This is a genomic window from Herbidospora yilanensis (genome assembly GCF_001570565.1).
Lineage (GTDB): Bacteria > Actinomycetota > Actinomycetes > Streptosporangiales > Streptosporangiaceae > Herbidospora > Herbidospora yilanensis.
On record NZ_BBXE01000013.1, the window covers coordinates 220199 to 246893 of the forward strand.

A 26695-nucleotide genomic window follows, 5' to 3' on the forward strand; every position below is an offset into this window, starting at 1 on the left:
GTCGATTCGACGGCAAAATTTCGGTATTCGCGCCAACGAATCATGAGAGATCTTCCAATAGAATCCCGATCCATTCCCGGTTGACACGGAGGCTGACAAAAGATGCCCACGCTCCGCCGTCTGGCGATGCTCGGCGCGGCAGCCGGAACGGTCGTCCTGGCCGCTCTCGCGGCCCTCGTCCTGATGGGCGCGCTTCCCGTGGCCGACGCCCTGTCGCTGGTGCTCTCCGGAGGATGCCTGGCCGCGCTCGCGCTGCTGCTGTTCAGCGTGCGGCGGCTCGACGGCAAGGCCCAGCGGATCGACACGCGGGTGAAGAAGCTCGAGACCGACCTCGCCCGCGTCACCGGCACGCTGGGCACGGTCTCCAGTGAGCTGGCCGGCGCCTCCCGGCTGCTGGCCGAAGGAGCGGCCCGCCGTGACGACGACCTGCGCGCGGTGCTGGCCGCCCTCGGCGAAGACCGCGTCAACGCGATGTTCCTGCGCAACGAGGTCGAGGCAGAAATCAAGGAGATCCGCCGCATCACCGGGGCGCCGCCCCGGGTGAGGACCGATGCGGGCGAGCGTTGACGGCACGGATCAGGCACAACGACTGGAGCCCCCTGCGCCCGGCGCCGCTGGGCGCCTGGACCCCACGCCTGTCCGTCAGCGTCGTCATCCCGGCCTACCAGTGTCAGGACGCCCTTGACCGCACCCTCGCCGCGCTCGCGGCGCAGAGTTACCCGGCCGACCTGACCGAGGTCGTCGTCGCCGACGACGGCAGCACGCCCGCGCTGGCGCTCCCGCCGCTGGCGCCCCACCGGACCAGGATCGTCCGGGTGCCCGCCGGTTCGTGGGGGCGCGGCGCCGCCCGGCAGGCCGGGGCCTCGGCCGCCTCCGGCGACGTGATCCACTGGCTCGACGCCGACATGCTGCTCGACCGCGAGCACGTCGAGGCCCACATGCGCTGGCACCACCTGGCCGAATACGTGGTCGTGCACGGCACGATCACGTTCGTCTCCGCCGAGCAGCCCGCTCCCGGCGAGGTCTACGCCCAGGTCTCCGCCGGACGGGCGGCCGACCTGTTCACCGGCGCGGACGTCCACCCGCACGTGTGGCTGGAGAAGACGCTCGCCGAGACGCGGCACCTGCGCGACGCGCGGTCGAACCCGTCGCGGCTCCACTCCGGCGCCACCACCTCGGTGCGGGCGGCCATGCTGGCGCGGGCGGGCGGCGTCGACGTGACGATGAACATGGGCGAGGACACCGAGCTCGGCTATCGGCTGACCCAGGCCGGGGCCGTGTTCGTCCCCGACGCCGAGGCGTTGAGCTGGCACGTCGGCAAGTCGACCGTGATGCTCCGGGAGAAGGAGGTGCACCGGCACAACTGGACCCTGTTCGCCGACCGCATCCCCGATCTCCGCTGGTTGCGCACCCATCCGCGGCGGATCTACTCGGTCCCGTACGTCGAGGTCGTCGTCGCCGCCACCACCTACGAGGAGACCAGGGGGACCGTCGACAACGCCCTGGCCGGGACGATCCACGACCTCTCCGTCACCATCGAGGGCCCCTGGCAGCGGCTGCCCACCGGCCGCCGGGCCTCGCTCGACGAGCCGATGCTCGACCTGCGGCTGCTCGGCAACCTCTACGCCGGCGAACCCCGCGTCAACCGCGTGGTGCGGGCCCCCTACCGGCTGACCCTCCCGGCGGGCTGGGCGCTCGGCGCCGACAGCGTCGCCCGGCTGGTCAAGCTCGCCGAGACCCACGGCTACGGGCTGGTCTGCGCCGCCCTCGCCGAGACCCACGACGGCGTGGCGACGGCCCGGCTGGAGCGGACGGCCGCCTACAACCGGGCCCGGCTGTTCCCCGGCGAAGACCCCGACGACGTGGTCGACGAGTTGTTCGGCGCCCACTGGGTCGACGGGGCCGAGTTCGGCGTCGTCCCGCTGGCGGAGGCCGAGCCGGTCAAGGGCGACGCGCAGACGTGGCGGGCGCTGGCCGAGAAGCACAAGGCGGAGGCGCGCAAGCACCGGGCCGAGGCCGAACGGTGGAAGGCGGAGGCCGGGAAGCTCGCCGCCCAGCCGCCGGCCAAGCGGCGATGGAGGGGCCGATGACGACGTACACGATCGGCTTCGACGAGGGCGAGGGCGACCTCGACGGCGAGCTCACCCTCGATCCGGAGGTCGAGCTCGCCGAGGTGACGGTGCTCGCCAAGACCCCCACCGACCTGCGCCGGGCGATGACCCTCCAGTCGGCGCTGCCCAAGGCGTCGAAGGTGTCGGTGGTGGTCGCCGAGGCGCCTCACTGGTTCACCGCGCCGAACCCGTCGCTCACCCCCGCCCACCGGTGGCGGGCGCTGACCGAGGTCCGCACGTTCAAGAAGGGCGCCGGCTGGCAGGTCGACGTCACCTTCAACGCCCCGACGCCCTCGGGCCGGGTGGTCACGGCCGTGGCCCGCGCGTTCGCCGGGAACCGGCTGGAGGCCATCGCCTCGCCGGTGCCGGTGCTGGCCGGTCCGGGCGCGGCCCACTGGCGGCCGGGCGACCCCAACGCGGCCGTCGCCGACCCGGAGGGCCCGATGCCGATCCGCATCGGGGCGCCCGCGGGCGACCTGGTGGTCCGGACCGACGCGTCGGCCCCCTGGGCGGGCGACGCCGTGGTCGTCGACCGGACGGGGTCGCCGAGCTGGGAGGAGATCGGGCGTCCCGGCGGCGAGAAGCTGCTGGCGGCCGGGCTGACCGATCCCGCGCTGATGCCGCCGGTCGACGACCGGTCGGTCAACCCGATCGGGTTCGTCAGCGTGCCGACGCAGGGGGTCGGGGAGCTCACCGTCGTCGACGACGCCTGGGTGATCCGCCTCGACGGCACGGTCCTCACCCGGATCGCGGCGTCGGGCGCGGTGACCGTCATGGACGTCAACCGGGTCCGCAAGCTGCGCGGCGTCACGATCGACTGGCGGCGCGGCCACACGCTTGGCACCACGGGTCCGCTGACCACCGTCAGGGTGGTGGCCGGGCTGGCCGCGGCCGGGGTGCCGCTGGTGTGCGACCACGTCCCGGCGTGGGCGGGAGCGCTCGGCCCCGGTCTGGTCGCCCTGCTCGGCGACGCCCCGGAAGGCGTGCTCGACGACGACCTGACCCGCGAGGAGCACAGCATCCGGCTGCGGCGGCGGGCGCTGCGCGACCACGGGGTGAAGGAACGCTGGGCGCGGCTCGGCGCGGTCGGGTCGTATCTGCCGACCACCTCGATCCTGCTGGCCACCCGGCGGCCCGACCAGGTGGCGTTCGCGCTCGAACAGGCCGGCCGGCAGCGCGAGGCCGACCTCGAAGTGGTGCTGGCGCTGCACGGCGTGCCCCGCGAGCACCCCGGCGTCGCGGCGGCGATCGAGAAGTTCGACCGGCCGCTCACCGTCTACCAGGCGCCGCACGCCCAGGCCTTCGGGTCGGTGCTGAACGCCGCCGCCGAACGGGCCTCCGGGTCGATGCTGCTGAAGATGGACGACGACGACTGGTACGGCCCCGACTTCCTGGCCGACCTGCTGCTCGCCCACTCCTACAGCGGCGCCGACGTGATGGGCACCTCGCCGGAGTTCGTGTATCTGGCGGCCATCGACGTGACCGTCCACCACCAGCAGATCACCGAACAGGTGACCAACTTCATCGCCGGCGGGACGATTCTGGCCACCCGCTCGGCCTTCGACGCGGTGGGCGGCTTCCGCCCGCTGCCCCGATCGGTCGACACCCAGTTCCAGCACGCGGTCCAGGCCGCCGGAGGAACCATCTACCGAGGTCACGGCCTCGGCTACATCCTGCGGCGGGGCAAGGCCACCGAGCACACCTGGCGGGAGCCGATCGGCACCTTCCTCAAGCGCAACAAGCGGCAGTGGCGCGGGTTCCGGCCCAACGCCCTGATGGAGCTCCCGGGAGGCAGGTCATGACGGCTCGCGTGCCCCGCAACGACTACGGCGTGCTGGTGCCGCCGGGTCCCGGCTCCTGGCAACCCGGCAAGACCGTGTCGATCGTCATCCCGGCCCGCGCCTGCCAGCCGAAACTCGACCTGACGCTGGCCGCGCTGGCCGCGCAGGACTACCCGGCCCACCTCATGGAGGTGATCGTCGTCGACGACGGCGGGCCGCTCTCGGTGCCGCCGGGGGTGCGGCTGGTGCCCAACGAGGGCTGGGGCATCGCGTGGGCGGTCCGCACCGGGTTCGGCCACGCCACCGGCGAGGTCGTGTTGCGGCTCGACGCCGACGTGGTGCCCTCGCGCGGCCACGTCAGCGCCCACATGCGGTGGCACCACGCGGCCGACTACCTGGTCGTTCTGGGCTCGCTCCGGTTCACCACGTCGGAGACCGACCTGCCGCCGGTCGGCGAGCTCGGCCGGGCCGTCCGCGAGGGGCGGGAGGGCACGCTGTTCGAGGAGTGCGAGGGCCACGCCTGGTGGCACAAGCTCGTCGACGAGTACGACGGCCTCCGGAAGGCCCCCAGCCCGCTGCTGCACCGACTCCACGTCGGGGCCAGCGTCTCCCAGCACCACGCCCTGTGGACGCAGGCCGGCGGCATCGACACCTCGCTCGTGCTGGCTGAAGACACCGACCTCGGCTACCGGCTCACCCAGGCGGGCGCGGTGTTCGTGCCCGAACTCGGCGCGCCTGCCTGGCACCTGGGCCGGTCGACGCTGATGCGGCGGCAGAGCGAGGTGAAGCGCTACAACGCGCCGTTCGTCGCCGACCGCATCCCCTACCGGCGGTTCCTGCGCACCGAGGGCGGCCGCCAGTGGCTGGTGCCCTACGTCGACGTGGTCGTCGACACCCGGGGCGCGAGCTACGAGAACGTGCGCGGCACGGCCGACGCGGCGCTGGTCAGCACGCTGCCCGACGTGCGGGTGACCCTGGTGGGCGACTGGCCGGAACTGCACGAGGGCCGGCGTTCCGCTTTCGACGACCCGAGGCTCGACGCCCGGCTGATCAAGGGCGGCTACCAGCACGACGGCCGGGTCCGTCTCGCCGAGGATCCGGGCCCGACCTCGGCCCCCGCCCCGTTCCGGCTGGTCTGCCCGCCCGGCTGGGCGATCGGCGCGGAGACCCTGGTCACCCTCATCGAGAAGGCCGACAAGGCCGACCTCGGGCTGCTGCACATCGCCCTGACCGAGACGCACGAGGGCATCGTCACCGCCCGGCTCGAACGCACGTCCGCCGTCGCCCGCGTCCACCACGTGATCAAGGACGGCGAGGAGTTCGACGACGTCGTCCACGAGCTGTACGGCTCCGAATGGCTCGACGGCGAGGAGCTGGGGTTCTCCGTGGTCGACACCGGCGTCAAGCCGCCCATCGTGAGCCGGAACACCGAGGCGGCCCACTGGCGGGCCCTGGCCATCGACCGTAAGATCGCCGCCGGGCGGCTGGAGAAGCGGGTCCACGCGCTGGAACGGCAGGTCGCCGCCCTGGAGAAGAAGGCCGCCAAGGGCACCGCCGACACGGCGCGCTGGCAGGCGAAAGCAGAGAACTGGCGGGTGCAGACGGTGCGGTTGCAACGGCGCGGCGAGCGCACGGTGTTCAAGCGGGCGTTGCGCAAGGCCCGGCGGCTGCTGGGCTGATGACCCTCACGCTGAGTCGCGGCCTCCCGGTGCGGGCGGCCGCCCGTGGTCATGGCCCCTGGGTCGCCCTGATCGTCCTGCTCGCCGCCGCCGGATACGGCCTCGTCGGCTACCTGGAGCTGCGCGGCATGCGGGCCGGGGTGCTCGACCTGGCCATCTTCGACCAGGGCGTGCGCGGCTACTCGGAGTTCCGGCTGCCCGAGTCGGTGACCAAGGAGTATCTCGACGGCTTCCACGACGAGGGGTTCTCGCTGCTGGGCGACCACTGGTCGCCGATCCTGGCGCTGCTCGCGCCGCTCTACTGGATCAACGACGGCCCGTTGTCGCTGCTCGTCGCGCAGGGGGTGCTGTTCGCGCTGGCCGTGCCGCCGCTGTGGTCGTTCACCCGCCGCCGCCTCGGCGCCGCCGCCGCCTATCTGGTGTCGGTCGCGTACGTCGTCTGCTGGCCGGTCGCCCAGGCCGTCGAGTTCGACTTCCACGAGGTGGCGTTCGCGCCGCCGCTGATCGCGTGGATGGTCGAGCGGCACGACGCCGGCCGGAACCGTACCGCGCTGGTCATGGGCGGCCTGCTGCTCCTCACCAAAGAGGACATGGGCCTGGTCGTCGCCGGGTTCGGGCTCTATCTGGCGGCCCGCGGCCGGTGGCGAGCGGGGGGTGTGCTGGTCGTCGGCGGGGTGGCGGCCGTGCTGGTCGCGACCAAGGTGCTCATCCCGTTCTTCGGCGGACGCGACGGCTTCTACTGGCGCTACGAGGACCTCGGCGACGGCCCGTTCGACGCGCTCGTCCACGTCGTGACGCATCCGCTGCAGACGCTGGCCCTGTTCGGCAGCCCGTCGGAGAAGCTGATCACGATGGGCTGGTTGCTGCTGATGGTGCTGGGGGCGTGCCTGTTGTCGCCGCTGGCGCTGTTGTCACTGCCACTGCTGGCCGAGCGCATGTTGTCGTCCTATCCCCACTGGTGGGGGGTGCCGTTCCACTACAACGCGTTCCTGGCGATCCCGCTGTTCCTGGCCGCCGTCGACGGGATCGCCCGGTTCGGGCCCCGGATCCGGGTGACGTGGGCGGCCGGGGTGCTGGTGACCGGGCTGGTCACGGCGCCGATGTTCGCGTACGGGACGATCGTGAAGACCGAGCTCTCGCCCGGGCCGGCCTATGTGGCGATCGCGCGGAGAGCCGTCGCGGCGGTGCCGCCGGGGCCGATGGTCGCGGCGGCGCTGCCGGTGGGGGCGAGCCTGACGGCGCGCAACCCGGTGATCCTGTGGGAGCCGCGGCCCGACTACGAGACCCCGCCGTGGATCGTGGCCTTCACCCGCTGGAAGACCACCCCGTTCGACCGGATCGAAGACCAGGTGGCCGAGGTGGCGCGGCTCCGCTCCGCGGGCTACGTGACGGTCTTCGACGAGGGCGGCTTCGTCGTGCTGCGCAGACCCTAGGAAATCGACGCCCGTTTTGTGGCTATCTGACATGGGAAAACGCCATTTGTCGGGTTGTGCGATAAGTGGGGGTTCGCATCATGCTGGTCGAGAACAGGACGGACCGTACGGTCTGGCTCGGGTTGTACACCTTGCAGGACAGGGCCTATCTCGCCACCACGTTTCCGTGGGGCGCCCGCCAGAAACTCGGCCCCCGCCAGCGGAAGGAGTTCTCACCGGCCGCCGACCGCCAGCAGGTGGTCTTCTGGAACACCGGCGCCCTCGGCGACATGCTGCACGTCCCGCGCTCACTGAGGACCACCGAGATCTCCATCGACCAGGACGCCGACGGCTGCTTCGTCTACAACCATCTCGGCGACCCCGCCCCGATGGACCGGATCGAGCACTTCGTCGTGCTGATGCTGGAGAACCGGTCGTTCGACAACCTGCTCGGCTGGCTCTATGCCGACACCGGCAACGTGCCGCCGCGCAACGTCCCGGCGCCGCCGGACGGCAAGCCCTACTTCCTGGGGCTCAAGGAGAAGGCGTACTGGAACACCGTCGCCGCCGGCGCGCACGACACCGCCCCGGAGGAGGGCCGCACCTACGCGCGCAAGGGGGCGCGGACCGACACCACACCCGATCCGAACCCCAGCGAGATCTGCTGGTCGTTCGTGGAGCAGATGTACGGCACGAAGATGCCGAGGGCAGGGCAGCAGCCCAACATGTGGGGGTTCCTGGCCAACTACGAGGCGCACACCCGGCCGCCCGACCGGTCGGTCATCATGGACTGCTTCACCCCCGACCAGGTGCCGAACATGAGCACGCTGGCCAAGCAGTTCGCCGTCTGCGACCGCTGGTTCGGCTCGGCGCCCTGCGAGACCTGGCCCAACCGCTCCTTCCTGCACGCCGGGACGTCGTTCGGCCGCCTCAACAACTGCGACGCCCCCGACCAGGAGGACTGCGTTCCGAACTTCTTCCCGTACGCCGGGAAGCGCACCATCTTCGACACTCTCGACGATCTGGGCATCCGCTGGCGCCTCTACCAGGACGCCGCCGTGCTCGGCACCCTGCTGAGCGCCCAGTTCTGGACGGTGCCGCAGAAGCTGAAACGGCAGGCCCACCACGCGATGTACATCGCGCCCGACCTCAAGCCGGGATTCCGGATCCAGTTCCCGCCGGAGTACATCTTCGTCGAGCCGTCGTACTGGCTGGAGAACAACGACCAGCATCCGCCGCACAAGGTCTCCAGCGGCGACGCCCTGGTGGGCACGATCTACCGGGCGTTGTCGACCAGCCCCCGGTGGAACAGGATCCTGTTCGTCATCACCCACGACGAACACGGCGGTTGCTACGACCACGTGCCCCCGCCCGCCGCCATGCCGCCGGACGGCTACGTGCCCCAGTTCTGCGTCGGGGAGATCAATCCCTTCCGGGTCTACGGGCCGAGGGTGCCGGCCATCCTGGTCTCGCCCTACATCGAGGCGGGCACCGTGTTCCGGGCACCGGCCGAGGCGTGGCTCCGAAACGAGGACGACAACGGCAAACGTTTCCCGGCGAGCGGCGGCCTCACCGACTTCTACGCCGACACCAACGAACTGGTCTGCCCGCCGGGCCGCGTCGTCACCGGCATGGCCCTGCGCCGGAAGGCGCCCCCCGGGTCCGCGGGCAACCGGGTCGCGCTGTCGCTGCAGCACTCACGGCCCGACGGCTCCGACCCGCAGTGGCTGGAGAACGCCGACTGGAACGGCAACTACGTGCCGGCCAACGGCGGCCTGGGCGGTTTCTACGCCGACACCAACCCGCTGGTCTGCCCGCCCGGCCGCGTCGTCACCGGCCTCGCCTTCCGCCAGAAGGCGCCTCCCGGCCACGACCCGTCGACCGGGAACCGCATCGCGCTGGCCCTCCGGCACGCCAACCCCGACGGCTCCGACCCCCAGTGGCTGGAGAACGCCGACTGGAACGGCGACTACGTGCCGGCCAACGGCGGCCTGGGCACCTTCGACGTGGACACCAACCCGCTGACCTGGCCGCCGGGGGCGATGCTCGGCGTGGCGCTGCGACAGAAGGGAGCAGGCCACCTGGCGCCCGAGGCGCTGACCGTGGGCGCCGAGTTCGATCACACGTCGATCCTCGCGTCGATCCGCGACTGGGTCGGCGCGCGGTCGGACATGCTCGGCCCGAACGAACGCATCAGGCGCGCGCCGACGGTCTGGCCGGTGCTGACCCGGACCAAACCCCGGACCGACACGCCGGTGCTGCCCGAACCCGTCGCCGCACCGGCCGGGCCGGACGGCCACCGGCCCACTCCGCGTCAGATCGACCTCATGGCCCTGGCAGAGGGAGAGCGGACGGCCGTGGCCGAGGCCGCCCAGGCCGACGGCCATGCTCCGGGGTGGTGGGAGCGGCGCATCGCGGAGACCGCGCAGGAGAGGGCGGCCGAACTCGGAGACGCCGCCGGCTCAGGCGACCTGCCCGGCGAACTGACCGAAGGGATCTCTTAGAACTCTTCCCAGGTCGACTCGTCGGGGACCGGGCGCGATTTTCCGCCGACGACGTCTTCGAGCGGGCGAACGGTCGTGCCGTGCTTCTTGCGGGAGTCGAGCCAGGTCAGGAAGTCGTCGAGCAGCTTCTCGGTGGTCGAGTAGTCGCCGCAGACGCGGGCGCAGACCTTGTGGATCACCACCGGGAGCAGCCCCCCGCCGGCCCGTTCGGCCGTCGTGACCTGCTTCTTGAGGGCGTTCAGGGTGGTGTCGTAGTTGACCGAGCCGTGGGTCCGGATCGAGTAGAGCATGGCGGGCCGCATCGACTCGACCGGAGCGCAGTAGTCGCAGGGAACGACGGCCAGGCCGCCGACGGTGCGGGCGGCGTTGTAGCCGCAGAAGCGGGCGGCCTGCTGGGAGTCGCCGTTGTTCGCGCCGAAGGGGTAGGCGAACGTGGTGACCGGGATCTTCAGCTTGAGGAGGGCGGCCCGGTCGGCGCAGATGTCGACCCGCTGGTCGATGGCGGTCAGGTCGGTCAACCGCACGTGGTGGAGGGTGTGGCCGCCGATCTTGTGGCCCTGGCGGGCGAGCGCGCGAACCTGGCCGACGCTGAGTTTTCCCCTGGTGTTCAGGTCGCCGCTGTTGATGTAGAACGTTCCGCGTACACCGTGTGAATTGAGGATCTTCGCGGCGGCGAAGTGGGTGGCGTCCCCGTCGTCGAATCCGAGGGCGACGACCGTCTTGACCTTGGCTTTGGGGCGAGCGGCCTGCGCGGGTGCGGTGACCAGCAGCATCGGAAGGAGCGTTCCCAACAGGACGCCCACTGCTCCTAACCGGAGCGAAGACCGCATGACCGACTCCTGTCATCAATGTGGTGGGGGGTGACCAGGCTAGCGGCTAATGCCCTGGAAACCGGGTGCTAGACGCAATCGGTACACACGCATCACTTCGGGCGGATCATGGCGATCCAGGTCGGTTCGCCGTTGTTACTGGCCAGAACGTGCCGGTCCCATTCTTCGGCGCCCTTCGGCGGCGTCCGCCGGCTGAGGGTGGCGACGACGCCGGGGACGTCCTCGGCCGCCTCGGCGACCGACTCGCCGGGCTTCACGATCCGGACCTCACACCCGGTCAGGAACTGGTGGGCCGGATTGACGGAGACGCCCACGAGGGTGCACGGCCGGGTGACCCCGGCGTCGATCATCTTCTGCACGAACGCGGCCTGGAACCGCCGGAGCGGATAGTCCTGCCCCCGCACCCCGGCGAACGCCGTGAACTGTACGGCCAGATAGGCCGCCAGCAACACCGCGAACGGCGGCCTGAACCGGGACACCGTCACGGCGGCCGGGATCATCAGCAGGGCGTAGGCCGGGAGCAGGAACCGGGGCGCGGCGTAGTCGACCAGGAACAGGTAGGGCGCGGCCATCGCGATCCCCGCCAGCAGCGGGACGGGGTGCCGCCTGGCCGAGACGACCGCCAGCGCCGGGAGGGCGAGCCACCAGATCAGCAGGTAGGGCCGCTCCAGCGGGATGTCGCACGGCCGGCAGAAGGCGGGCCCGTTGGCGGCCTTGAACTCGTACCAGAACCCGGGCGCGGGCGCGATCCCGCCCTGCACCTCCCCCGCCGCCGCCCACCGCTGGAGCAGCGACCCGAAGCTCGTGTACGCCTCCACCACCCACGGCACCGACCCCGCCGCGGCCGCGACGAGGATGGTCGCGGCGGCGGCCCACCTCCGCCAGAGCAGCGCGGCCGGCCCGGCCACGACCCCCAGCCAGAGCACGTCGCTCGGCCGCAACACGGCCACCCCGGCGAACCCGGCCGCGAGCCCCGCGTGACCCCACGCGGCCGGCGACTCCCTGACGACCAGCAACGATCCGATCGCCAGCACCGCGCCGTAGGCGACGTAGAGGTTGGGCATGACCTGGGGGCCGTACCAGACGGTCACCCAGAGCGTGGCGAACAACCCGGCGGCCAGGACGAGCGTGGCGGGCCTGAGCAGCCGCGTCCACGGCAGGAACGCCAGGAACAACCCCGCGGACGCCAGGATCATCATCCACCAGCGGATCGCCACCGGATCGGTGGTGACCTGCACGACCGGCGCCACCAGCCAGGTCACACCCCTGGCGCGGGGAGCGGAGAAGACCGCGTCGGGCACCCCCGGGGCGACCTGGCTCGTGTAGACGGCCTCGTCCCATTCGAGGGTCATGTCCGCCGGGACGAGCAGGGCCTGCAGCGCGAGGTATCCCAGCGCGACCAGGCCGAGCAGGGGGACGGGACGGGCGAGCATCGTCTTACCTTGGCGCACCCGCCACAAGCGGCGCAAATGGCACACTGTCCGGATGCGTCAGGTGAGCGCCGTGGTGACCTGCGGCGATACGGTCCACGGCCGGTTCGGGCCGGTGGAGATGCCCTCCCCGTGGTGGAACGACGCCGCCCCCGTGGTGGCCTGGCTCTCCGGGCTGCTGGGGGTTCCGGTGGTGGTCCTGCGGCTGATCGACGTCGAGGGGGGCGCCCGCATGCGCGACGGCCACGTGACCTACCACGCCGAGGCCCTGGAACAACCGCCGCACCCGTCGACGCCTGCCCTCCAGGCGGAAACCGGTTCACCTGAGGCCGGCATGCGAGAAGGCCTCGCTGCCGCCGGGGTGCCCGCGCCCTCCGACGAGGAACCGCTCCGTGCTTCCTGGGCGACCCGCGAAGGCTTGCGCGCTGCCCTCGACTGGGCGCTGGCCGTCACCGGGCCGAGCGAGATCCGCCAGGTCAAGACCTGGAACCTGGCCGGGCTCTTCCACCTGCCCGGTGGCGACGCCTGGCTGAAGACCACTCCCCCGTTCGCCGCCCGCGAGCCGTCGGTCATCGCCGCGCTGGCGCAGGCCGATCCGACGCTGGTCCCGAAGGTGCTGGGCGCCGATCCCGATCGCGGCTGGATGCTGCTGGAGCACATCCCGGGCGAGGACTGCTGGCAGGCGGGCCCGGACCTGGTGGCGAAGACGGTCCGGCGGTTCGCCCGGGCCCAGCAGACCGTCGGCGCCCCCGCGGCTCGGCCCTGGACGGTCGGCCCGCGCGAGGCGATCGGCGAGCGCGGTCTTCCCGCCGCGGTGCCCGGTTCACCCCCGCCGGGGCTGGTCGATCGGCGGAGCATGATCGCGGCCACCGGGCGGCTCCCGCGGGTCCCCGGGTCGGCCGAGCTGCTCGCCGAGGTTCCCGCCCTGGAAGAGGAGCTGGCGGCCTGCGGGATTCCGTACACGCTGGTTCACGGGGATTTCCACCCCGGCAACTGGCGGGCGGTCCCCGGCGGGCCGGCGGTGGTGCTGGACTTCGCCGACGCCCATTTCGGGCATCCGGCCGCCGACGGGCTGCGGCTCCAGGAGTGGACCGGGGACGCCGAGGCATGGGTCGGGGCCTGGTCGCTCCCGGGCGCCGACCCGCGCAGGGCGCTGGAGGTCGCCGCGCCGCTGGCGGCGCTCGGGCGGGCCGTGCGGTACCAGGAGTTCCTGGACGGCATCGAACCCTCCGAACGCCGCTATCACGCCGGCGACCCCGAAGAAGCGCTGGTCGACGCCGTCAGGGCGCTTCGTCGCCTTCGACGCGCATGACGCTGGCCACCGCGCGCACGATGTCGAGCTCGCGCAGGCCCTCGACCGTCGCCGACAGCGCGGCGTCGGAGGCCCGGTGGGTGACCAGGACGAGCTGGGCGTCGTCGCCCCGGCCCTCCTGGCGGACGGTCTGGATCGACACGTCATGGCGGGAGAACATCTCGGCCACGGTCGCGAGCACGCCGGGCTTGTCGGCCACGTCGAGCGACACGTGGTAGCGGGTCACCGTCTCGCCCATGGGGTGGACCGACAGGTCGGCGTACACGGACTCGGACGGGCCGCGGGTGCCGGCGATGCGGTTGCGCGCGACCGCGACGATGTCGCCCAGGACGGCGGAGGCGGTCGGCGCGCCGCCGGCCCCGGCGCCGTAGAACATGAGGCGGCCCGCCGACTCGGCCTCGACGAACACGGCGTTGTAGGCCTCGCGGACCCCGGCCAGCGGGTGACTGCGCGGGATCATCGCCGGGTGGACGCGCACGCCGATCGACCGGCCGTCGTCGGAGCGGGCGCAGATGGCCAGCAGCTTGATGACGTAGCCCATGGCCTTGGCCGAGGCCACGTCGGAGGCGGAGACCCCGGTGATGCCCTCGCGGTGGACGTCGGCGGCGGTGACCCGGCTGTGGAAGGCGATCCCGGCCAGGATGGCGGCCTTGGCGGCGGCGTCGAAGCCCTCGATGTCGGCGGTCGGGTCGGCCTCGGCGTAGCCGAGCGACTGGGCCTCCTCCAGCGCGTCGGTGAACGAGGCGCCGGTGGAGTCCATCTTGTCGAGGATGTAGTTGGTCGTGCCGTTGACGATGCCGAGCACCCGGTGGACCCGGTCGCCGGCCAGCGACTCGCGCAGCGGGCGGATCAGCGGGATCGCCCCGGCCACGGCGGCCTCGAAGTAGAGGTCGGCCCGGTTGGCGGCGTGGAGGGTCGCGCCGTCTTCGGCGAGCAGGGCCTTGTTGGCCGAGACGATCGACTTGCCCTCGGCCATGGCGGCCAGGATCAGGGCGCGGGCGGGCTCGATGCCGCCGATCACCTCGACGACGACGTCGACGTCGGGGCGGGTGACCAGGGCGTGGGCGTCGGTGGTGAGCAGCTCGGGGTCGAGGTCGACGTCACGCTTGCGGCTCATCTTCCGGACGGCCACCCCGGCGAGCTCCAACGGGGCGCCCACCCGGGCGGCCAGGTCGTCGGCCTGCTCCTGGAGCAGGCGGGCGACCTGGGACCCGACGACCCCGCAGCCGAGGAGCGCCACTTTGACGGGTTTACTCACAACTGCCCCCTGAGCAAATCTTCTTCGGTCTCGCGCGCCACGATGACTCGTGCCTTGCCGCCGGCGACCGCGACGACCGCGGGCTTGGGCAGGTAGTTGTAGTTGCTGGCCAGCGACCGGCAGTAGGCGCCGGTGCCGGCCACCGCGATCAGGTCGCCGGGCACCAGGTCGGCGGGCAGGTAGAGGTCGCGGACCACGATGTCGCCGCTCTCGCAGTGCTTGCCGACCAGGCGCGACAACATCGGCGCGGCGGTGCTCTCGCGGGAGGCCAGGCGGGCGGTGTAGTCGGCGCCGTAGAGGGCGGTGCGGACGTTGTCGCTCATGCCGCCGTCGACCGAGACGTAGGTGCGCAGGCCTTCGACGTCCTTGACCGTGCCGACCTCGTAGAGCGTCACCCCGGCGGTGCCGACGATCGAGCGGCCCGGCTCGACGGTGAGGCGCGGGACCGGCAGGCCCTTGCTCTGGCAGACGGTCGCGACGATCTCGCGCAGCGCGTCGGCGATGACCTTCATGTCGGGCGACTCGTCGCCGTCGACGTAGGGGATGCCGTAGCCGCCGCCGAGGTCGAGCTCGGGCAGCTCGACGCCGTGTTCGTCGCGGATCTGCACCAGCAGGGTGGCCAGCCGCCGGGCGGCGACCTCGAAACCGGCGGTGTCGGTGATCTGGGAGCCGATGTGGCTGTGGAGGCCGACGAGCTCCAGCGACGGCATCGCGAGGATCCGGCGGGCCGCCTCGGCGGCGGCGCCGCTGCTCAGCGACAGGCCGAACTTCTGGTCGTCGTGGGCGGTGGCGATGAACTCGTGGGTGTGGGCCTCGACGCCGACCGTGACGCGGATCAGCACCTTGGGCCGCGCGCCGTGCTTCTCGGCCAGATAGCCGAGGCGGGCGATCTCCTCAAAGGAGTCGACGACGACGTGGCCGACCCCGACCGTGACGGCCTTCTCGAGCTCGGCGATCGACTTGTTGTTGCCGTGCATGGTGATCCGGTCGGGCGGGAAGCCGACACTCAGCGCGACGGCGAGCTCACCGGCGCTGCACACGTCGAGGCCGAGGCCCTCCTGCATGATCCACCGGGCGACCTCGCGGCACAGGAACGCCTTGCCGGCGTAGTGGACCTCGCCGTCGTGGAAGGCCTGCCGGAAGTCGACGGCGTGGGCCCGGAAGTCGTGCTCGTCGAGGACGTAGAGCGGTGTTCCGAACTCTTTGGCCAGGTCACGGACGTCGAGCCCGCCGATCGTGAGCGATCCCGCAATCCGTTCGGACGTTCGCGGCCAGATGACCGGGTCGATGGAGTTCAGGTCGGCGGGCGCATGGGGAGGACGGTCCTCCGGGAGCACCTCGGCATGCCGGTCACCGGCGGGATGGGCGAATCGACTCACCCGAAGCAGGCTATCCGACTCGGGGTGTCTCCCGAGACAGGTGCTCACGTAGCGAGACGTGACGAAAAGTGGAAATACGGTCGTCTGATGTCATCGTGACCGGAAGATCTCCTAGATCCTCTCCGGCAGCCGCTCCGCGCTGATCGCCGAGAGCACGGCGGCGACCGCGTCACCGGTCGCGACCCGTGCCGCCGACGCGCCGGTGAACGCCGCGTCCCCCCTTGGCAGGGGGTTCGCGGCCTCGAACGCGTCGTGATATCGCGCGGCGAGGTGCTCGGCGAAGGTCTTCCACTTTCCTTTACGGCTCCGCCCACGGCTGGGCAGTTCCGCGAGCAGCCGCACCACGGCCCGCCACTCGGCGGGCAGCGACTCCCAGTCGGGGTCGGCGGTCCCGGCCCACCGGCGGGCCCAGCGGGCGCGGGCGTGGGCGTAGCGGACCACGAAACCGGGGTTGGCCCAGGTGCGGGGGAAGTCGGGCCAGGTCTCGGCGGCCAGATTTCCCGGAACCTCGGCGAGTTGGTCCCAGGGATACTCCCCGACGACCAGCTCGCCCCTGACGAGATAGGTGGCCTCGGTGGCCCAGTCGCCGACGGGGATCATCCGGGGATCCGGCCGACCACGCGGGCGTACATCCGGGTCGGCGCGACCACGGCCGTCAGGAAGCCCGGCAGGGCGGGGAGGTCGACGGCGTAGCGCTGGAGGTCGGTGTAGAGCGCGTCGGCGGTCGGCGGGCGCTGGTCGGGCGACTTCTCCAGCAGCGCCCCGACCAGGTCGGCCAGCCCGGCCGGGATGTCGCGGACCCTCGGCGGGCGCTCCTTGACCTGGCGTTCGTAGACGGCGTAGTCGGTCGGCCCGGTGAAGAGCTGGCGGCCGGTGAGCATCTCGTGCAGCACGCAGCCGAGGGCGTAGAGGTCGCTGCGGGGGTCGGCCACGCCGCGCTTGATCTGCTCGGGGGCCATGTAGGCGGGCGTGCCGAGGATCTGGCCGGTCCGGGTGAACTGCCCGGCGTCGGCCTCGCGCAGGATGGCCAGGCCGAAGTCGAGGACCTTGACCGTGCCGTCGGGGCAGAGCATCAGGTTGGTCGGCTTGAGGTCGCGGTGGCAGATCGACAACGCGTGGGCGGCCGACAGGACGGCGCACGCCTGGGCCGCGATGGCCGCCGCCCACGGGACCGGCAGCGGCCCGTGCTCGCTGACCACGTCGGCCACGGTGACGCCCTCGATGAACTGCATCACCTGGAAGAGCCGCTGCTCGTGGTGGCCGAAGTCGTAGAGGACGGGCGCGCCCGGGTGGTCGAGCCGGGCCAGGATGCGGGCCTCGCGGATGAACCGGCGCTCCAGCTCCCGGTCGGGCCCGCTGGGGGGACGGAGGAACTTGACCGCCACCTTGCGGTCGAGATGTCTGTCGTGGCCGCCGTAGACGGCGCCCATCCCGCCCTGGCCGAGCGGGAGGTCGTCCAGTTCATAGCGGTCACCGATGACCATGCGGCAACTTTATTGCAGATGTCCGGCGACTCAGCCCCGTCTTCGCCACGGCACGGACGCCCAGACCATGCCGCACCCGTCCTATCGCAGATGTCCGGTCACTCGACCCGTCTTCACCGCGGCACGGATGCCCGGACAATGCCGCACCCGTTCTATCGCAGATGTCCGGCCGCCAGACCGTCGAGCGCGAGGCGGATGAGTTCCTGGCCTCTTCTGCCCGCCTCGTGGAGGGCGGTGTCGAGGTCGGCGAGGCGGCGGAAGGAGGCGCCGTATTCGCGCTGGTCGGCCAGGGGCAGCCGGGGGACCTTGGTGCGGCGGGCGTCGAGGCGGCTGGCGCCGCGGGACAGGCTCGAACCGGCGCGCAGGAAGCCCGCCAGGAAGTCGGCGTCGAGGCGCGCGGGGTCGACGCGGTAGAGGGTGAGCTGGGGGCCGAGGGCCCAGCCGGTCTCGTGGACGACCCGGACCAGGCCGGTCGGGGTGGCGACCACGTCGCCGGGCTCGATCAGGACCAGGCCGGGGGCGGGCTCGGCCCAGCCGGTGGGCGGGCCGCCGCCGGCCAGGTCGTCGGCGGTCAGGACGGGCTGGTCGCCCGCGCCGAGGCGGGCCGAGGAGTGGTGGATGGCCAGCGAGCCGCCCCTGGCCAGCTCGGCGATGGTCGTCATGGGCGGCTCGCGGGGCGGGTCGACCGGGGCGAGCTCGGGCAGGGCGCCGGTCAGGCCGTCGACGGCGGCGGTGAAGCGGGCGCGGGCGCCCGCGTAGTCGGGCGGCCCGGCGGTGAGGCCGAAGCGCAGCGGGCTGACGTCGACCTCGTCGTCGAGCAGGTCGAGCACGCTCGTGCCGCCCCTGCCGGTGCGCAGGAACTCGCGCCAGGCCGGTTCGACCGAGCCGAGGTCGCCCGCGGCGTCGAAGAGCAGCACCCGCGAGGGCGCGCGCTCGCCGGGCTCGGGACGGCGCAGCAACCAGACGTCGCTGGTCCCGGCTGCGATCACAGCCCGCAGCGCGCCGGCCCGGAGCAGGTTCGACCGGATGCGGCGGCCCGGACGGCGCGCGGCGGCGGCCGGGGGCATCAGGAGGGTGACGGTGCCGCCGGGGCGGACCCGGGACAGGCAGTGCTGCACCCAGGCCAGTTCGGGCTCGCCGCGCGGCGGCAGGCCGAACTCCCAGCGGGGATCGGCGGTGAGCTCCTCATAGCCCCAGGTCCGCTCGTTGAAGGGCGGGTCGCAGACGACCGCGTCGGCACCGCCGGGCAGCCGGTCGGCGCGCAGCGAGTCGCCGGTGTGGACGGTCGCCGCGATCCCCCGCATCCGCAGCCGGGTGGCGGCGATGCGGGCCGCGGAATAGGAGACGTCCTGGCCGCGCGCGGCCTTGGCGGTGAGCAGCAGCGTGCCCAGCCCGCAGGCGGGGTCGAGCAGCACCCCGCCGCCCGACAGGCGCACCATCAGGTCGGCCAGGTCGGGCGGGGTGATGGCCAGTTGGCGCGAGTGGGCCTCGGCGTAGCGCTCGCAGAGGAACTCGAAGGCCTCCAGCCGCCCGCGCTCCTCGGCCAGCCCGGCGACGAGCTGGGTGACCTCGCGGGGCAACGCCGACGGGCGCCCTTCGAGGAAATCGCCCGCGGCCGCCACCAGCTCCCCTAGCCTCAGGTCATCGCCGCTGGCCCGGAGGCGCTGCCAGGCCAGGTCGGCGGCCGACAGGGAGAACGGCTTGCCGTTGCGGCGCAGCCATTCCTCGACCTCGGTCAGGGAGAACAGCGGGCTGGCGGCGGTTCCGCCGACCGGCTGGGGGAAGTCGTCGTGACGGCGACGCCAGTTTGACACCGCGGCCCGGCCGACGTCGGCGAGGCGGGCGATGTCACCGGCGTTCACGTAAGTCACGTGGTCACTCTACACGAAGCGTCCACTTGTGAAGTGCTTCAACCAATGTTTTACTGTGGACATGAACCACAGCACGCTGGGCCTCCGGTACGCCGCCCGTTCCGACGTCGGCCGGCGCCGCCCGGAGAACGAGGACGCCGCCTACGCGAGCCCTCGCCTGCTCGTCGTCGCCGACGGCATGGGCGGCCACAACTACGGCCAGGTGGCCAGCGCGACCGCGATCCGCGTGCTGTCCGGCGCGCACCTGGAAGGCGACCCCGTGGTCGCGCTCGAAGGCGCCATCCAGCAGGCGGCGCAGACCCTGAAGGGCATGGCCGACGCCAACCCCGCCCTCAACGGCATGGGCACCACCCTGACCGCGATGTTGTGGGACGGCAGCGGCTTCGCGCTGGCCCACGTGGGCGACTCGCGCGGCTACATGCTGCGTGACGGCGTGCTCTACCAGATCACCCACGACCACACGCTGGTGCAGTCGCTCGTCGACGACGGCCGGATGACCCCCGAGCAGGCGGCCGAGCACCCGCGCCGGTCGATGCTGATGCGGGCGCTGGAGAGCACCGGCAACGTGAGCCCCGACGTGTCGCACCGGGCCGCCTTCGCGGGCGACCGCTACCTGCTGTGCTCCGACGGCCTGGCGGGCGTGGTCTCGCCCGAGACGCTGCACGAGCTGCTCACCTCCGTCGCCGACCTCGACCAGCTCGTCACGACCCTCGTCGACCTGGCCAACCGGGGCGGCGGCCCCGACAACATCACCTGTGTCGTGGCCGACGTCGTGGCGGGCTGGAGCGGCGACGGACACCCCATCATGGTCGGGTCGGCGTCGGCCGATCAAGACACGCGGCTAGATCAGGGCGAGGGGACCGGCGGGGACGTACCCCTCCAGACGAGCTGAGCCGAACAGGCGGCCCTCCGCGCGGGCGCGCACGCACACGTAAGAGAAGCGGTCGCCCGAGTAGACCCGGATCCCGCCGGAGCGGCACTGCCGCATCAGCGTCTCGTCCCACTCCTCGCTGAGGTCGGCGATCCCCAGGTCGACCAGCACCGACCGGCGGGACACGATCGTGCCGCCGCCGAGTTCGGGCAGGAAACGATATTCGGCGTCGGGCTGGCGCAGCAGGGTCGCCCCGGCCGCGTGGGCGTAGAACGCGGCCTTGCCGACGATCTCGGTCTCGACCTCGGCGAACCGGCGCAGCGAGTCGGCCAGGTAGTGCTCGCCGTAGAGGTCGCGCGGGTCGATGACGGCCACGTAGTCGCCGTCGGCCAGCAGCAGCGCGTGGGCCAGCGCCGCCCCCCGCGTCGACATCGGGGCCGACCGGACCACCAGCTCGGGCAGCACACCCTTGTTGTAGCCCTCCTCCCGGGCTCCGACGGCCTGCCTGGCGGTCTTCTCGACCACCTCCGCGTCGACGCCCTCGGCCACGATGACGAGCTGGTCGGGCCGCCGGCGCTGGCCGATGATCTGCGTCACCGCCTGGTCGAGCTCCATCTGGTCGCGTACGGCCACCAGCGCCGTCACCACCTGGGTGTTGCGCACGTCGGGCAGCCCGACGGCGGAGAACACCGGCTCCAGGCGGCCGGTGACCGGGACGGTGGCCCGCCAGGCCAGATGGGCGCGGCGGTCGCGCTCCTGCGGGTCGGCGGCGAGTTCGGCGGCCCCGGTGGCGACGACCGGGGTGCCGCAGGCCTCGATCTCGGCGATCTCGCGGTCGCTCGCGTCGGGCCCGGCCACGACCACCTCGACCTTGCGCACGGCGGTCAGGAAGTCGTCGTAGCCGGTCCTGTCGTCGCCCTGGGCGGGCAGCGGGTCGCCGCCCTCGGCGGTGCCGAGCGTGGCCACGCCGCCGGTCCGGCCGCCCTCGGCGCGGAAGGTGTTGTGCACCCGGGGCTGCACGCTGTGCGGCAGCACCAGCACGCGGTCGTGCCGCAGCGCCGCCCGCCACTCGCGGGCCCGCTGCTCGGTGGTGGCCAGCACCAGGTCGAACAGCTCGGCGACCGGCACGGCCTTGCCGAGCGAGCCGCCCGAGTGCCAGAAGACGGTCTTGATCCCGCGCTTCTTGCACGCCTCCACCAGGTCGCGCAGCGCCCGGTCCTTCCCGGCCATCGAGTCGAGCCAGCGCCCGCCGTTGCCCTGGCGCGGCCCGGCGTGCAGCGACTCGACGAACAACATCGAGGGCCGGTAGTTGTCCAGCATCGTCGCCCAGTTCTCCGGGCCGAAGTTGGTGACCTGACGCCATTCGTACCGGAGCAGGGCCTCGGTGCGGCGGTCGACGATCGCCGCGACGGTCATGTACGGCCGGGTCAGCGGCCCCTTCGGCACGGCGAAGTACTCGGTGAGCGGGGTGGAGAACAGGGGCGCGCGGGGGTCGGGCTCGACCGGCGGGGCCTTGGCCTCCGCGGCGGCGGGCTGGACCGAGGGCTTCTCGACCGGGAAGTCGGTGCGTTTGGGGGCCTTGCCCGCGTTCGGGGCCGAGGCCCGCACCGCGCGGGCGACCGAACCGGGCTTCTTGGCCTGGACGGCCTCCCCTATCTTGATCCAGCGGTTGCCCTGGAGCTTGGCCAGTTTCCACTCGGCCACGGCCGTCTGGTACTTCTGCTCGGCCAGTTGCCTGGCGAGCTGGGTGATCTGGCGGTCGGCCTGCTTCTCGGCCGCCTTACGGGCCGCCTCGGCGTCGCGGGCCCTGGTGAGCGCCTCGGCCTCGGTGCGGGCGGCCTCGTCCAGCCGGGTCTGGTAGTCGGCGAGCAGACGGGCCAGCTCGGCGGCGCCCTCGGCCTTCTCGACCGCCTGTGCCAGCGCCCGCCGCAGGCTCTCCAGCTCACTCATAAACGCCCACTCCTCCAGGTAACGGCGACAGTCACCATATTCGCAGATCATGGTCTACCTGCAGTGAAACCGTCATTAAGGCACCAAGAGTCCATCTGACGTCCGTAAACTCGTCGGAAAACCACCGATCGGGGAGGGACCTGAGGTGCGCAAGGGAGAGTGGCCGTCGTTCCGGGCCAGGCCGTACGTCTGTGGCGCCTTCGGGCCGTTCTCCCAGGAGCGGCTCGACCTGCTGGCCCGGTCGGGGCCCACCGTGGAGACGGCCTACGTCACCCGCGACGCCGCCGTGTTGTCGTCGGGCCCGCTCACCATGTACGACTCCTCGCCCACCATGGCCGCCTTCTCGTGGGGCGACCGCACCCCGATCGCGGGCGGCGACTGGCTCCACGTGGCCGAGCACTACGAGGCGCCCGGCTTCATCGACGAGCCGTCGTCGGTCACCCTGCACACCGGCGCGTTCGGCCTGATCGACGTCTACTACCTGACCGACGGCGACGCGGTCTACTTCTCGGGCCTGATCGAGCCGCTGCTCGCCCTCGCGCGCAAGCCCCATGTGGTGAACTGGAACGCCTGGGCGGCGATACTCAAGCTGACGTACCCGCTGCTCGAAGACACCCCCTACGCCGAGGTCAGGCGCCTCCCGGGGGCGACCGCGCTGTCGTGGTCGCGCGACCGGCGCCGGTTGTCGGTCGACAAGCGGGCCCCCCGATGGGTTCGCGAGGAGCCCTTCGACCACGGCGTCACCGCCCACGACATCGTCAGCCTGCTGCACGAGTCGCTGAAGCCGTACGAGAAGGTGCTGGTGCCCGTCAGCGGCGGCTACGACTCCCGGCTGCTGGCGAGCGTGGCCGTGGCGCAGGGCAAGGACGTCGTCTCGTGGACGACCAGCCCCGACGACGGCCTCGACAACGACATCGACTTCGCGATCGCGGTCACCCGCGAGCTCGGCATCCCCCACCGGGTCATCGAGCAGAACGCGGCCGACTTCCCGGCCGAGGCCCTGTGGGCCGCCCGCAGGCTGGAGTTCCTGACCAGCCACCACGCCTGGTACTCGCCGTTCGCCCGCGAGGTCCACGAGGGCGGCCGTCCCGTGGTCGACGGCCTGGCCGGCGGCCCGCTGATGAAGAACTTCCTGATGTCGGCCGCCGCGGCGGCCACCACCCCGCTGGAACGCCGTCAGGCGCTGCTGAGGTCGATGACCACCGGCGACGCCCACATCCCGGTGCTCGGCGAGGGCGCGCTGGCCTGGATGGACGACGTCGTCGAGACCACCTTCGCGCAGGCCACCTCGATGCTGAACGGCCACCGCAGCGAACTCGCCCTGAGCGTGCTGCACACCCGCACCGCCCGGGGCATCGCCCGCTCCCCCGTCAACCTCGTCGGCCCCGAGGCCACCCCGGTCTTCCCGTTCCTGCACCCCGGCTTCTTCGACGCCGCCCTGTCGGTCCCGGTCGGCCGCAAGGAGGGCGGCAAGTTCTACCGGGAGATCCTGTGGGCCGCCAACCCCCGGGTCGCCTCGCTGCCGTCGACCAACGGCGGCCTGCCGCACCGCCGCGTGCCGCTGCGCTCGGCCTCGGCCTGGGCGCGCGAGTGGAACCACACGATGCTCCGCCGGGTGGCCCGGGTCCCGGGACTGCTCTCGCCCCAGATGGCCGACGTGGTCGAGGCCGGGCCCGACGCGCTGGCCGGGTTCGGGTCGTGGAACTCGCGGTTCTGGTTGCGCGGGCTGGTGCTGTTCGGCGCCTGGCTCACCGACTACGACGAGGTGCTCGGTGATCTCACACCTCCGTGGAGCGCCCGTTAGATCACGCCGAGTAGCCGTCTGACAACCGACGGAAAGCCCGCAGTAAGGGCTACGTAACCGTTCTTTGTCAGGGGCTACCGGGTGGTACCTTCTCCGGAAGGCCGCGCTGAGCTGCGGACATACCCAATTTTCTTTCCCCGTGGAGCGAGGTCTGATGACTGCGGCTGCGCCCTGCCCTGAACCCGTGTCAGAGCCCATTGAGGAATTCGAAGTACAGGACCCCGCCTGGTACAAGAAGGCCGTCTTCTACGAGATCCTCGTCCGCGGCTTCCACGATTCCAACGGCGACGGCACCGGCGATCTGCGCGGCCTGGCCGGCAAACTCGACTACCTCCAGTGGCTCGGCGTCGACTGCCTCTGGCTCCTCCCCCTGTACGAGTCCCCGCTCCGCGACGGCGGCTACGACATCAGCGACTACCTCAAGATCCTCCCGGAGTTCGGCGACCTGTCCGACTTCGTGAAGCTGATCGAGGCGGCCCACGAGCGCGGCCTGCGCGTCATCACCGACCTGGTGATGAACCACACCAGCGACCGCCACCCCTGGTTCCAGGCCTCCCGCCACGACCCCACGGGCCCCTACGGCGACTTCTACGTCTGGACCGACGACCCGACGACGTACGAGGGCGTGCCGATCATCTTCGTCGGCGCCGAAGAGTCGAACTGGACCTACGACCCGGTCCGCGGCCAGTACTACTGGCACCGCTTCTTCCACCACCAGCCCGACCTCAACTACGACAACCCGGCCGTCCAGGAGGCCATGCTGGAGGTCCTGCGCTTCTGGCTGGACCTCGGCGTCGACGGCTTCCGCCTCGACGCGGTGCCCTACCTGTTCGAGCGCGAGGGCACCCAGTGCTCCGGCCTGCCCGAGACCCACGCCTACCTCAAGCGGGTCCGCGCCGAGGTCGACCGCCTCTACCCCGACCGCGTGCTCCTGGCCGAGGCCAACGGCTGGCCCGAGGACGTCGTCGAATACTTCGGCGACCCGTCGGTCGGCGGCGACGAGTGCCACATGGCCTTCCACTTCCCCCTCATGCCGCGCATCTTCATGGCCGTGCGGCGCGAGTCCCGCGAGCCGATCTCCGAGATCATGTCGCGCACCCCCAAACTGCCCGAGACCGGCCAGTGGGGCATCTTCCTCCGCAACCACGACGAGCTCACCCTTGAGACCGTCACCGAGGAGGAGCGCGACTACATGCACGCCGAATACGCCAAGGACCCGCGCATGCGCGCCTACCTCGGCATCCGGCGCCGCCTCGCCCCGCTGCTGGAGAACGACCGCGACCAGATCGAGTTGTTCACCGCCCTGCTGCTGTCGATGCCGGGCTCCCCGGTCATGTACTACGGCGACGAGATCGGCATGGGCGACAACATCTGGCTGGAGGACCGCGACGCCGTCCGCACCCCCATGCAGTGGAGCCCCGACCGCAACGCCGGCTTCTCCAAGGCCGACCCGGGCCGCCTCTACCTGCCGACGGTCATGGACCCGATCTACGGCTACCAGGCCGTCAACGTCGAGGCCCAGCTCAAGAACCCCAGCTCGCTGCTCCACTTCACCCGCCGGATGTTGCAGATCCGCCGCGAGCACCCCGTCTTCGGCACCGGCGAGTACATCGAGTTGTGGTCGCACAACCCCGCCATCCTGGCCTTCCTCCGGGAGGACGGCGACGACCGGGTGCTGTGCGTCAACAACATGTCCCGCCACCCGCAGCCGGTCGAGCTCGACCTGCGCCGCTTCATGGGCATGACGCCCGTCGAATGCCGCGGCGGCGTGCCGTTCCCGGTGATCGGCGACCTGCCCTACCTGCTGACGCTGCCCTCCCACGGCTTCTTCTGGTTCTCGCTCACCGAGCGGGAGGACTAGGCTTTCGCGGCATGGCAGGCCGTCCCTTAAACGAGTTGGTGGAACCCGGTTGGGCGAAGGCCCTCGAACCGGTCGCGGACAAGATCGCCGAGATGGGCGACTTCCTCCGGAATGAGATCGCGGAAGGCAGGCAGTACCTTCCCGCGGGCGAGAACGTCCTGCGGGCCTTCAAACAGCCCTTCGCCGACGTGCGGGTGCTCATCATGGGTCAGGACCCCTATCCGACCCCCGGGCACCCCATCGGGCTGAGCTTCTCGGTGGCCGAAGACGTCAGGCCGATCCCGGGAAGCCTCCGCAACATCTACACCGAGCTGATGGAGGACCTGGGCCTGCCCAAGCCCTCCAACGGCGACCTGACCCCGTGGACCGAGAACGGGGTCCTGCTCCTCAACCGCGTCCTGACGGTGATGCCGGGCAAGCCGGCCTCCCATCGGGGCAAGGGCTGGGAGGAGGTCACCGAACAGGCCATCAAGGCGCTCGTCGAGCGCGGCGGCCCGCTGGTGGCGATCCTGTGGGGCCGCGACGCGCGGAACCTGCGCCCCATGCTGGGCCAGGTCCCGTGCATCGAGTCGGCCCACCCGAGCCCGCTGTCGGCCCGGAGCGGCTTCTTCGGCTCCAAGCCGTTCAGCAAGGCCAACGAGATGCTGGAGCGGCAGGGCGCGACGCCCGTCGACTGGAAACTCCCCTGACCTCGCCCCTCCTCGCAGGAGGAGGGGACTCCCACGGTCACCCGTGAGCTTTCCTGTTTCATCACCGGCAGCCTCTCCCTGCCCTTCCGGGACTTGAATGCGGGATGGCCGGCTCGTTTGGCGAAGAAGTCGGTGTAGGCCCGTTCCAGATTCCGCGGTCCCATCTGGAGCGGAATCGCGGACACCTCTTTCAGGAAAACGAACTCGGGGGTCTTCTTCCATGCGGTCAACGCCTTCGACGTCGCTTCGCAGGTCAGCCGCTCTTTGTCGATCCGATAGGCGCGGATCCGAACGTCCGGGTGAGCACTTGAGCTTGCCCGGGGGTGGGGTGGATGCGGTACTTGTAGGCCCGCTTGACAATCCGCGCCTTGCGTCACTTATAGCGTACGATCAGTCACGCGTCGTGCGTTTGTTCTAATCCCGCCTGACACAAGACCTTTAGGAGTTCCCATGACCGACCTTACGGATG

The 26695-nt window shown here is 71.6% G+C and carries 20 protein-coding genes; 11 read left to right on the top strand and 9 right to left on the bottom strand.

The window, feature by feature from the left end; genetic code table 11:
- Positions 1–102 precede the first annotated feature (102 nt).
- The 6 genes from AW273_RS01155 to AW273_RS01180 all read left to right on the top strand — a co-directional run bounded on the left by AW273_RS01155 (position 103) and on the right by AW273_RS01180 (position 9487).
- Positions 103–567, top strand: a complete 465-nt coding sequence (locus tag AW273_RS01155; RefSeq protein WP_062344301.1) for a hypothetical protein — start codon at positions 103–105, stop codon at positions 565–567.
- Entirely contained in the window at positions 564–2090 is a 1527-nt protein-coding gene (locus AW273_RS01160) for a glycosyltransferase family 2 protein (protein WP_062344303.1), read from the top strand. Before AW273_RS01155 ends, AW273_RS01160 begins: the two co-directional genes overlap by 4 nt.
- Positions 2087–3913, top strand: coding sequence for a glycosyltransferase family 2 protein (locus AW273_RS01165; RefSeq protein ID WP_157555507.1), 1827 nt, complete (start codon positions 2087–2089; stop codon positions 3911–3913). Before AW273_RS01160 ends, AW273_RS01165 begins: the two co-directional genes overlap by 4 nt.
- Positions 3910–5571, top strand: a complete 1662-nt coding sequence (locus tag AW273_RS01170; RefSeq protein WP_063909799.1) for a glycosyltransferase — start codon at positions 3910–3912, stop codon at positions 5569–5571. The genes AW273_RS01165 and AW273_RS01170 overlap by 4 nt, the downstream gene beginning before the upstream one ends.
- A complete protein-coding gene (locus tag AW273_RS01175) occupies positions 5571–7004 on the top strand; it encodes a DUF2079 domain-containing protein (protein ID WP_083949421.1) in 1434 nt (477 codons plus the stop codon). The genes AW273_RS01170 and AW273_RS01175 overlap by 1 nt, the downstream gene beginning before the upstream one ends.
- Positions 7005–7084: 80 nt before the next feature.
- Positions 7085–9487 (top strand): alkaline phosphatase family protein, encoded by a 2403-nt coding sequence (locus tag AW273_RS01180; RefSeq protein ID WP_157555508.1) that lies wholly within the window; start codon positions 7085–7087, stop codon positions 9485–9487.
- On the opposite strand, the gene AW273_RS01185 is transcribed toward AW273_RS01180, so the two are convergent.
- On the bottom strand, positions 9484–10260 hold the full coding sequence (locus AW273_RS01185; protein ID WP_198167956.1) for a polysaccharide deacetylase family protein: 777 nt from the start codon (positions 10258–10260) through the stop codon (positions 9484–9486). The two genes, AW273_RS01180 and AW273_RS01185, sit on opposite strands and share 4 nt — an antisense overlap.
- 149 nt (positions 10261–10409) lie before the next feature.
- A complete protein-coding gene (locus tag AW273_RS01190) occupies positions 10410–11750 on the bottom strand; it encodes a glycosyltransferase family protein (RefSeq protein WP_062344315.1) in 1341 nt (446 codons plus the stop codon).
- Between the two features lie 52 nt (positions 11751–11802).
- Here AW273_RS01190 and AW273_RS01195 point away from each other — a divergent pair, with 52 nt between their 5' ends.
- Positions 11803–13059, top strand: a complete 1257-nt coding sequence (locus tag AW273_RS01195; RefSeq protein WP_083949423.1) for a phosphotransferase family protein — start codon at positions 11803–11805, stop codon at positions 13057–13059.
- Here AW273_RS01195 and AW273_RS01200 read toward each other — a convergent pair.
- From AW273_RS01200 to AW273_RS01220, 5 genes are all read right to left on the bottom strand, one after another.
- Positions 13028–14317, bottom strand: coding sequence for a homoserine dehydrogenase (locus AW273_RS01200; RefSeq protein ID WP_062344319.1), 1290 nt, complete (start codon positions 14315–14317; stop codon positions 13028–13030). The two genes, AW273_RS01195 and AW273_RS01200, sit on opposite strands and share 32 nt — an antisense overlap.
- On the bottom strand, positions 14314–15696 hold the full coding sequence (lysA, locus tag AW273_RS01205) for a diaminopimelate decarboxylase (protein ID WP_062344321.1): 1383 nt from the start codon (positions 15694–15696) through the stop codon (positions 14314–14316). The genes AW273_RS01200 and lysA overlap by 4 nt, the downstream gene beginning before the upstream one ends.
- A 111-nt stretch (positions 15697–15807) precedes the next feature.
- Positions 15808–16296, bottom strand: coding sequence for a hypothetical protein (locus AW273_RS01210; RefSeq protein WP_062344323.1), 489 nt, complete (start codon positions 16294–16296; stop codon positions 15808–15810).
- On the bottom strand, positions 16293–17180 hold the full coding sequence (locus AW273_RS01215; protein WP_062344325.1) for a serine/threonine-protein kinase: 888 nt from the start codon (positions 17178–17180) through the stop codon (positions 16293–16295). The genes AW273_RS01210 and AW273_RS01215 overlap by 4 nt, the downstream gene beginning before the upstream one ends.
- Before the next feature lie 152 nt (positions 17181–17332).
- Positions 17333–19051, bottom strand: coding sequence for an HsdM family class I SAM-dependent methyltransferase (locus AW273_RS01220; protein ID WP_062344327.1), 1719 nt, complete (start codon positions 19049–19051; stop codon positions 17333–17335).
- Between the two features lie 61 nt (positions 19052–19112).
- Here AW273_RS01220 and AW273_RS01225 point away from each other — a divergent pair, with 61 nt between their 5' ends.
- Positions 19113–19943 (top strand): PP2C family protein-serine/threonine phosphatase, encoded by an 831-nt coding sequence (locus AW273_RS01225; protein ID WP_063909800.1) that lies wholly within the window; start codon positions 19113–19115, stop codon positions 19941–19943.
- Here the strand turns inward: AW273_RS01225 and AW273_RS01230 are convergent.
- Positions 19893–21872, bottom strand: coding sequence for a CgeB family protein (locus AW273_RS01230; RefSeq protein WP_062344329.1), 1980 nt, complete (start codon positions 21870–21872; stop codon positions 19893–19895). The two genes, AW273_RS01225 and AW273_RS01230, sit on opposite strands and share 51 nt — an antisense overlap.
- 145 nt (positions 21873–22017) lie before the next feature.
- Between AW273_RS01230 and AW273_RS01235 the strand changes: the two genes are divergently transcribed.
- From AW273_RS01235 to AW273_RS01245, 3 genes are all read left to right on the top strand, one after another.
- Positions 22018–23676: an asparagine synthetase B family protein gene (locus AW273_RS01235; RefSeq protein WP_062344331.1), complete on the top strand. Its 1659-nt coding sequence runs from the start codon at positions 22018–22020 to the stop codon at positions 23674–23676.
- A 154-nt stretch (positions 23677–23830) separates the two neighbouring features.
- Positions 23831–25537: a maltose alpha-D-glucosyltransferase gene (gene treS, locus AW273_RS01240; protein ID WP_062344333.1), complete on the top strand. Its 1707-nt coding sequence runs from the start codon at positions 23831–23833 to the stop codon at positions 25535–25537.
- Between the two features lie 11 nt (positions 25538–25548).
- Positions 25549–26226, top strand: coding sequence for a uracil-DNA glycosylase (locus AW273_RS01245; protein WP_062335744.1), 678 nt, complete (start codon positions 25549–25551; stop codon positions 26224–26226).
- A gap of 253 nt (positions 26227–26479) precedes the next feature.
- Here the strand turns inward: AW273_RS01245 and AW273_RS39260 are convergent, their stop codons facing one another.
- Entirely contained in the window at positions 26480–26587 is a 108-nt protein-coding gene (locus tag AW273_RS39260; RefSeq protein ID WP_083949492.1) for a helix-turn-helix domain-containing protein, read from the bottom strand.
- Positions 26588–26695 lie beyond the last annotated feature (108 nt).

What these genes read in the sequence shown, in the direction of transcription:
- AW273_RS01155 (WP_062344301.1), top strand. Translation starts at nt 103, where the DNA reads ATGCCCACGCTCCGCCGTCTGGCGATGCTCGGCGCGGCAGCCGGAACG.
- AW273_RS01165 (WP_157555507.1), top strand. Translation starts at nt 2,087, where the DNA reads ATGACGACGTACACGATCGGCTTCGACGAGGGCGAGGGCGACCTCGAC.
- AW273_RS01170 (WP_063909799.1), top strand. Translation starts at nt 3,910, where the DNA reads ATGACGGCTCGCGTGCCCCGCAACGACTACGGCGTGCTGGTGCCGCCG.
- AW273_RS01175 (WP_083949421.1), top strand. Translation starts at nt 5,571, where the DNA reads ATGACCCTCACGCTGAGTCGCGGCCTCCCGGTGCGGGCGGCCGCCCGT.
- AW273_RS01180 (WP_157555508.1), top strand. Translation starts at nt 7,085, where the DNA reads ATGCTGGTCGAGAACAGGACGGACCGTACGGTCTGGCTCGGGTTGTAC.
- AW273_RS01185 (WP_198167956.1), bottom strand. Translation starts at nt 10,260, where the DNA reads ATGCTGCTGGTCACCGCACCCGCGCAGGCCGCTCGCCCCAAAGCCAAG.
- AW273_RS01190 (WP_062344315.1), bottom strand. Translation starts at nt 11,750, where the DNA reads ATGCTCGCCCGTCCCGTCCCCCTGCTCGGCCTGGTCGCGCTGGGATAC.
- AW273_RS01195 (WP_083949423.1), top strand. Translation starts at nt 11,803, where the DNA reads ATGCGTCAGGTGAGCGCCGTGGTGACCTGCGGCGATACGGTCCACGGC.
- AW273_RS01210 (WP_062344323.1), bottom strand. Translation starts at nt 16,296, where the DNA reads ATGATCCCCGTCGGCGACTGGGCCACCGAGGCCACCTATCTCGTCAGG.
- AW273_RS01215 (WP_062344325.1), bottom strand. Translation starts at nt 17,180, where the DNA reads ATGGTCATCGGTGACCGCTATGAACTGGACGACCTCCCGCTCGGCCAG.
- AW273_RS01225 (WP_063909800.1), top strand. Translation starts at nt 19,113, where the DNA reads ATGAACCACAGCACGCTGGGCCTCCGGTACGCCGCCCGTTCCGACGTC.
- AW273_RS01230 (WP_062344329.1), bottom strand. Translation starts at nt 21,872, where the DNA reads ATGAGTGAGCTGGAGAGCCTGCGGCGGGCGCTGGCACAGGCGGTCGAG.
- treS (WP_062344333.1), top strand. Translation starts at nt 23,831, where the DNA reads ATGACTGCGGCTGCGCCCTGCCCTGAACCCGTGTCAGAGCCCATTGAG.
- AW273_RS01245 (WP_062335744.1), top strand. Translation starts at nt 25,549, where the DNA reads ATGGCAGGCCGTCCCTTAAACGAGTTGGTGGAACCCGGTTGGGCGAAG.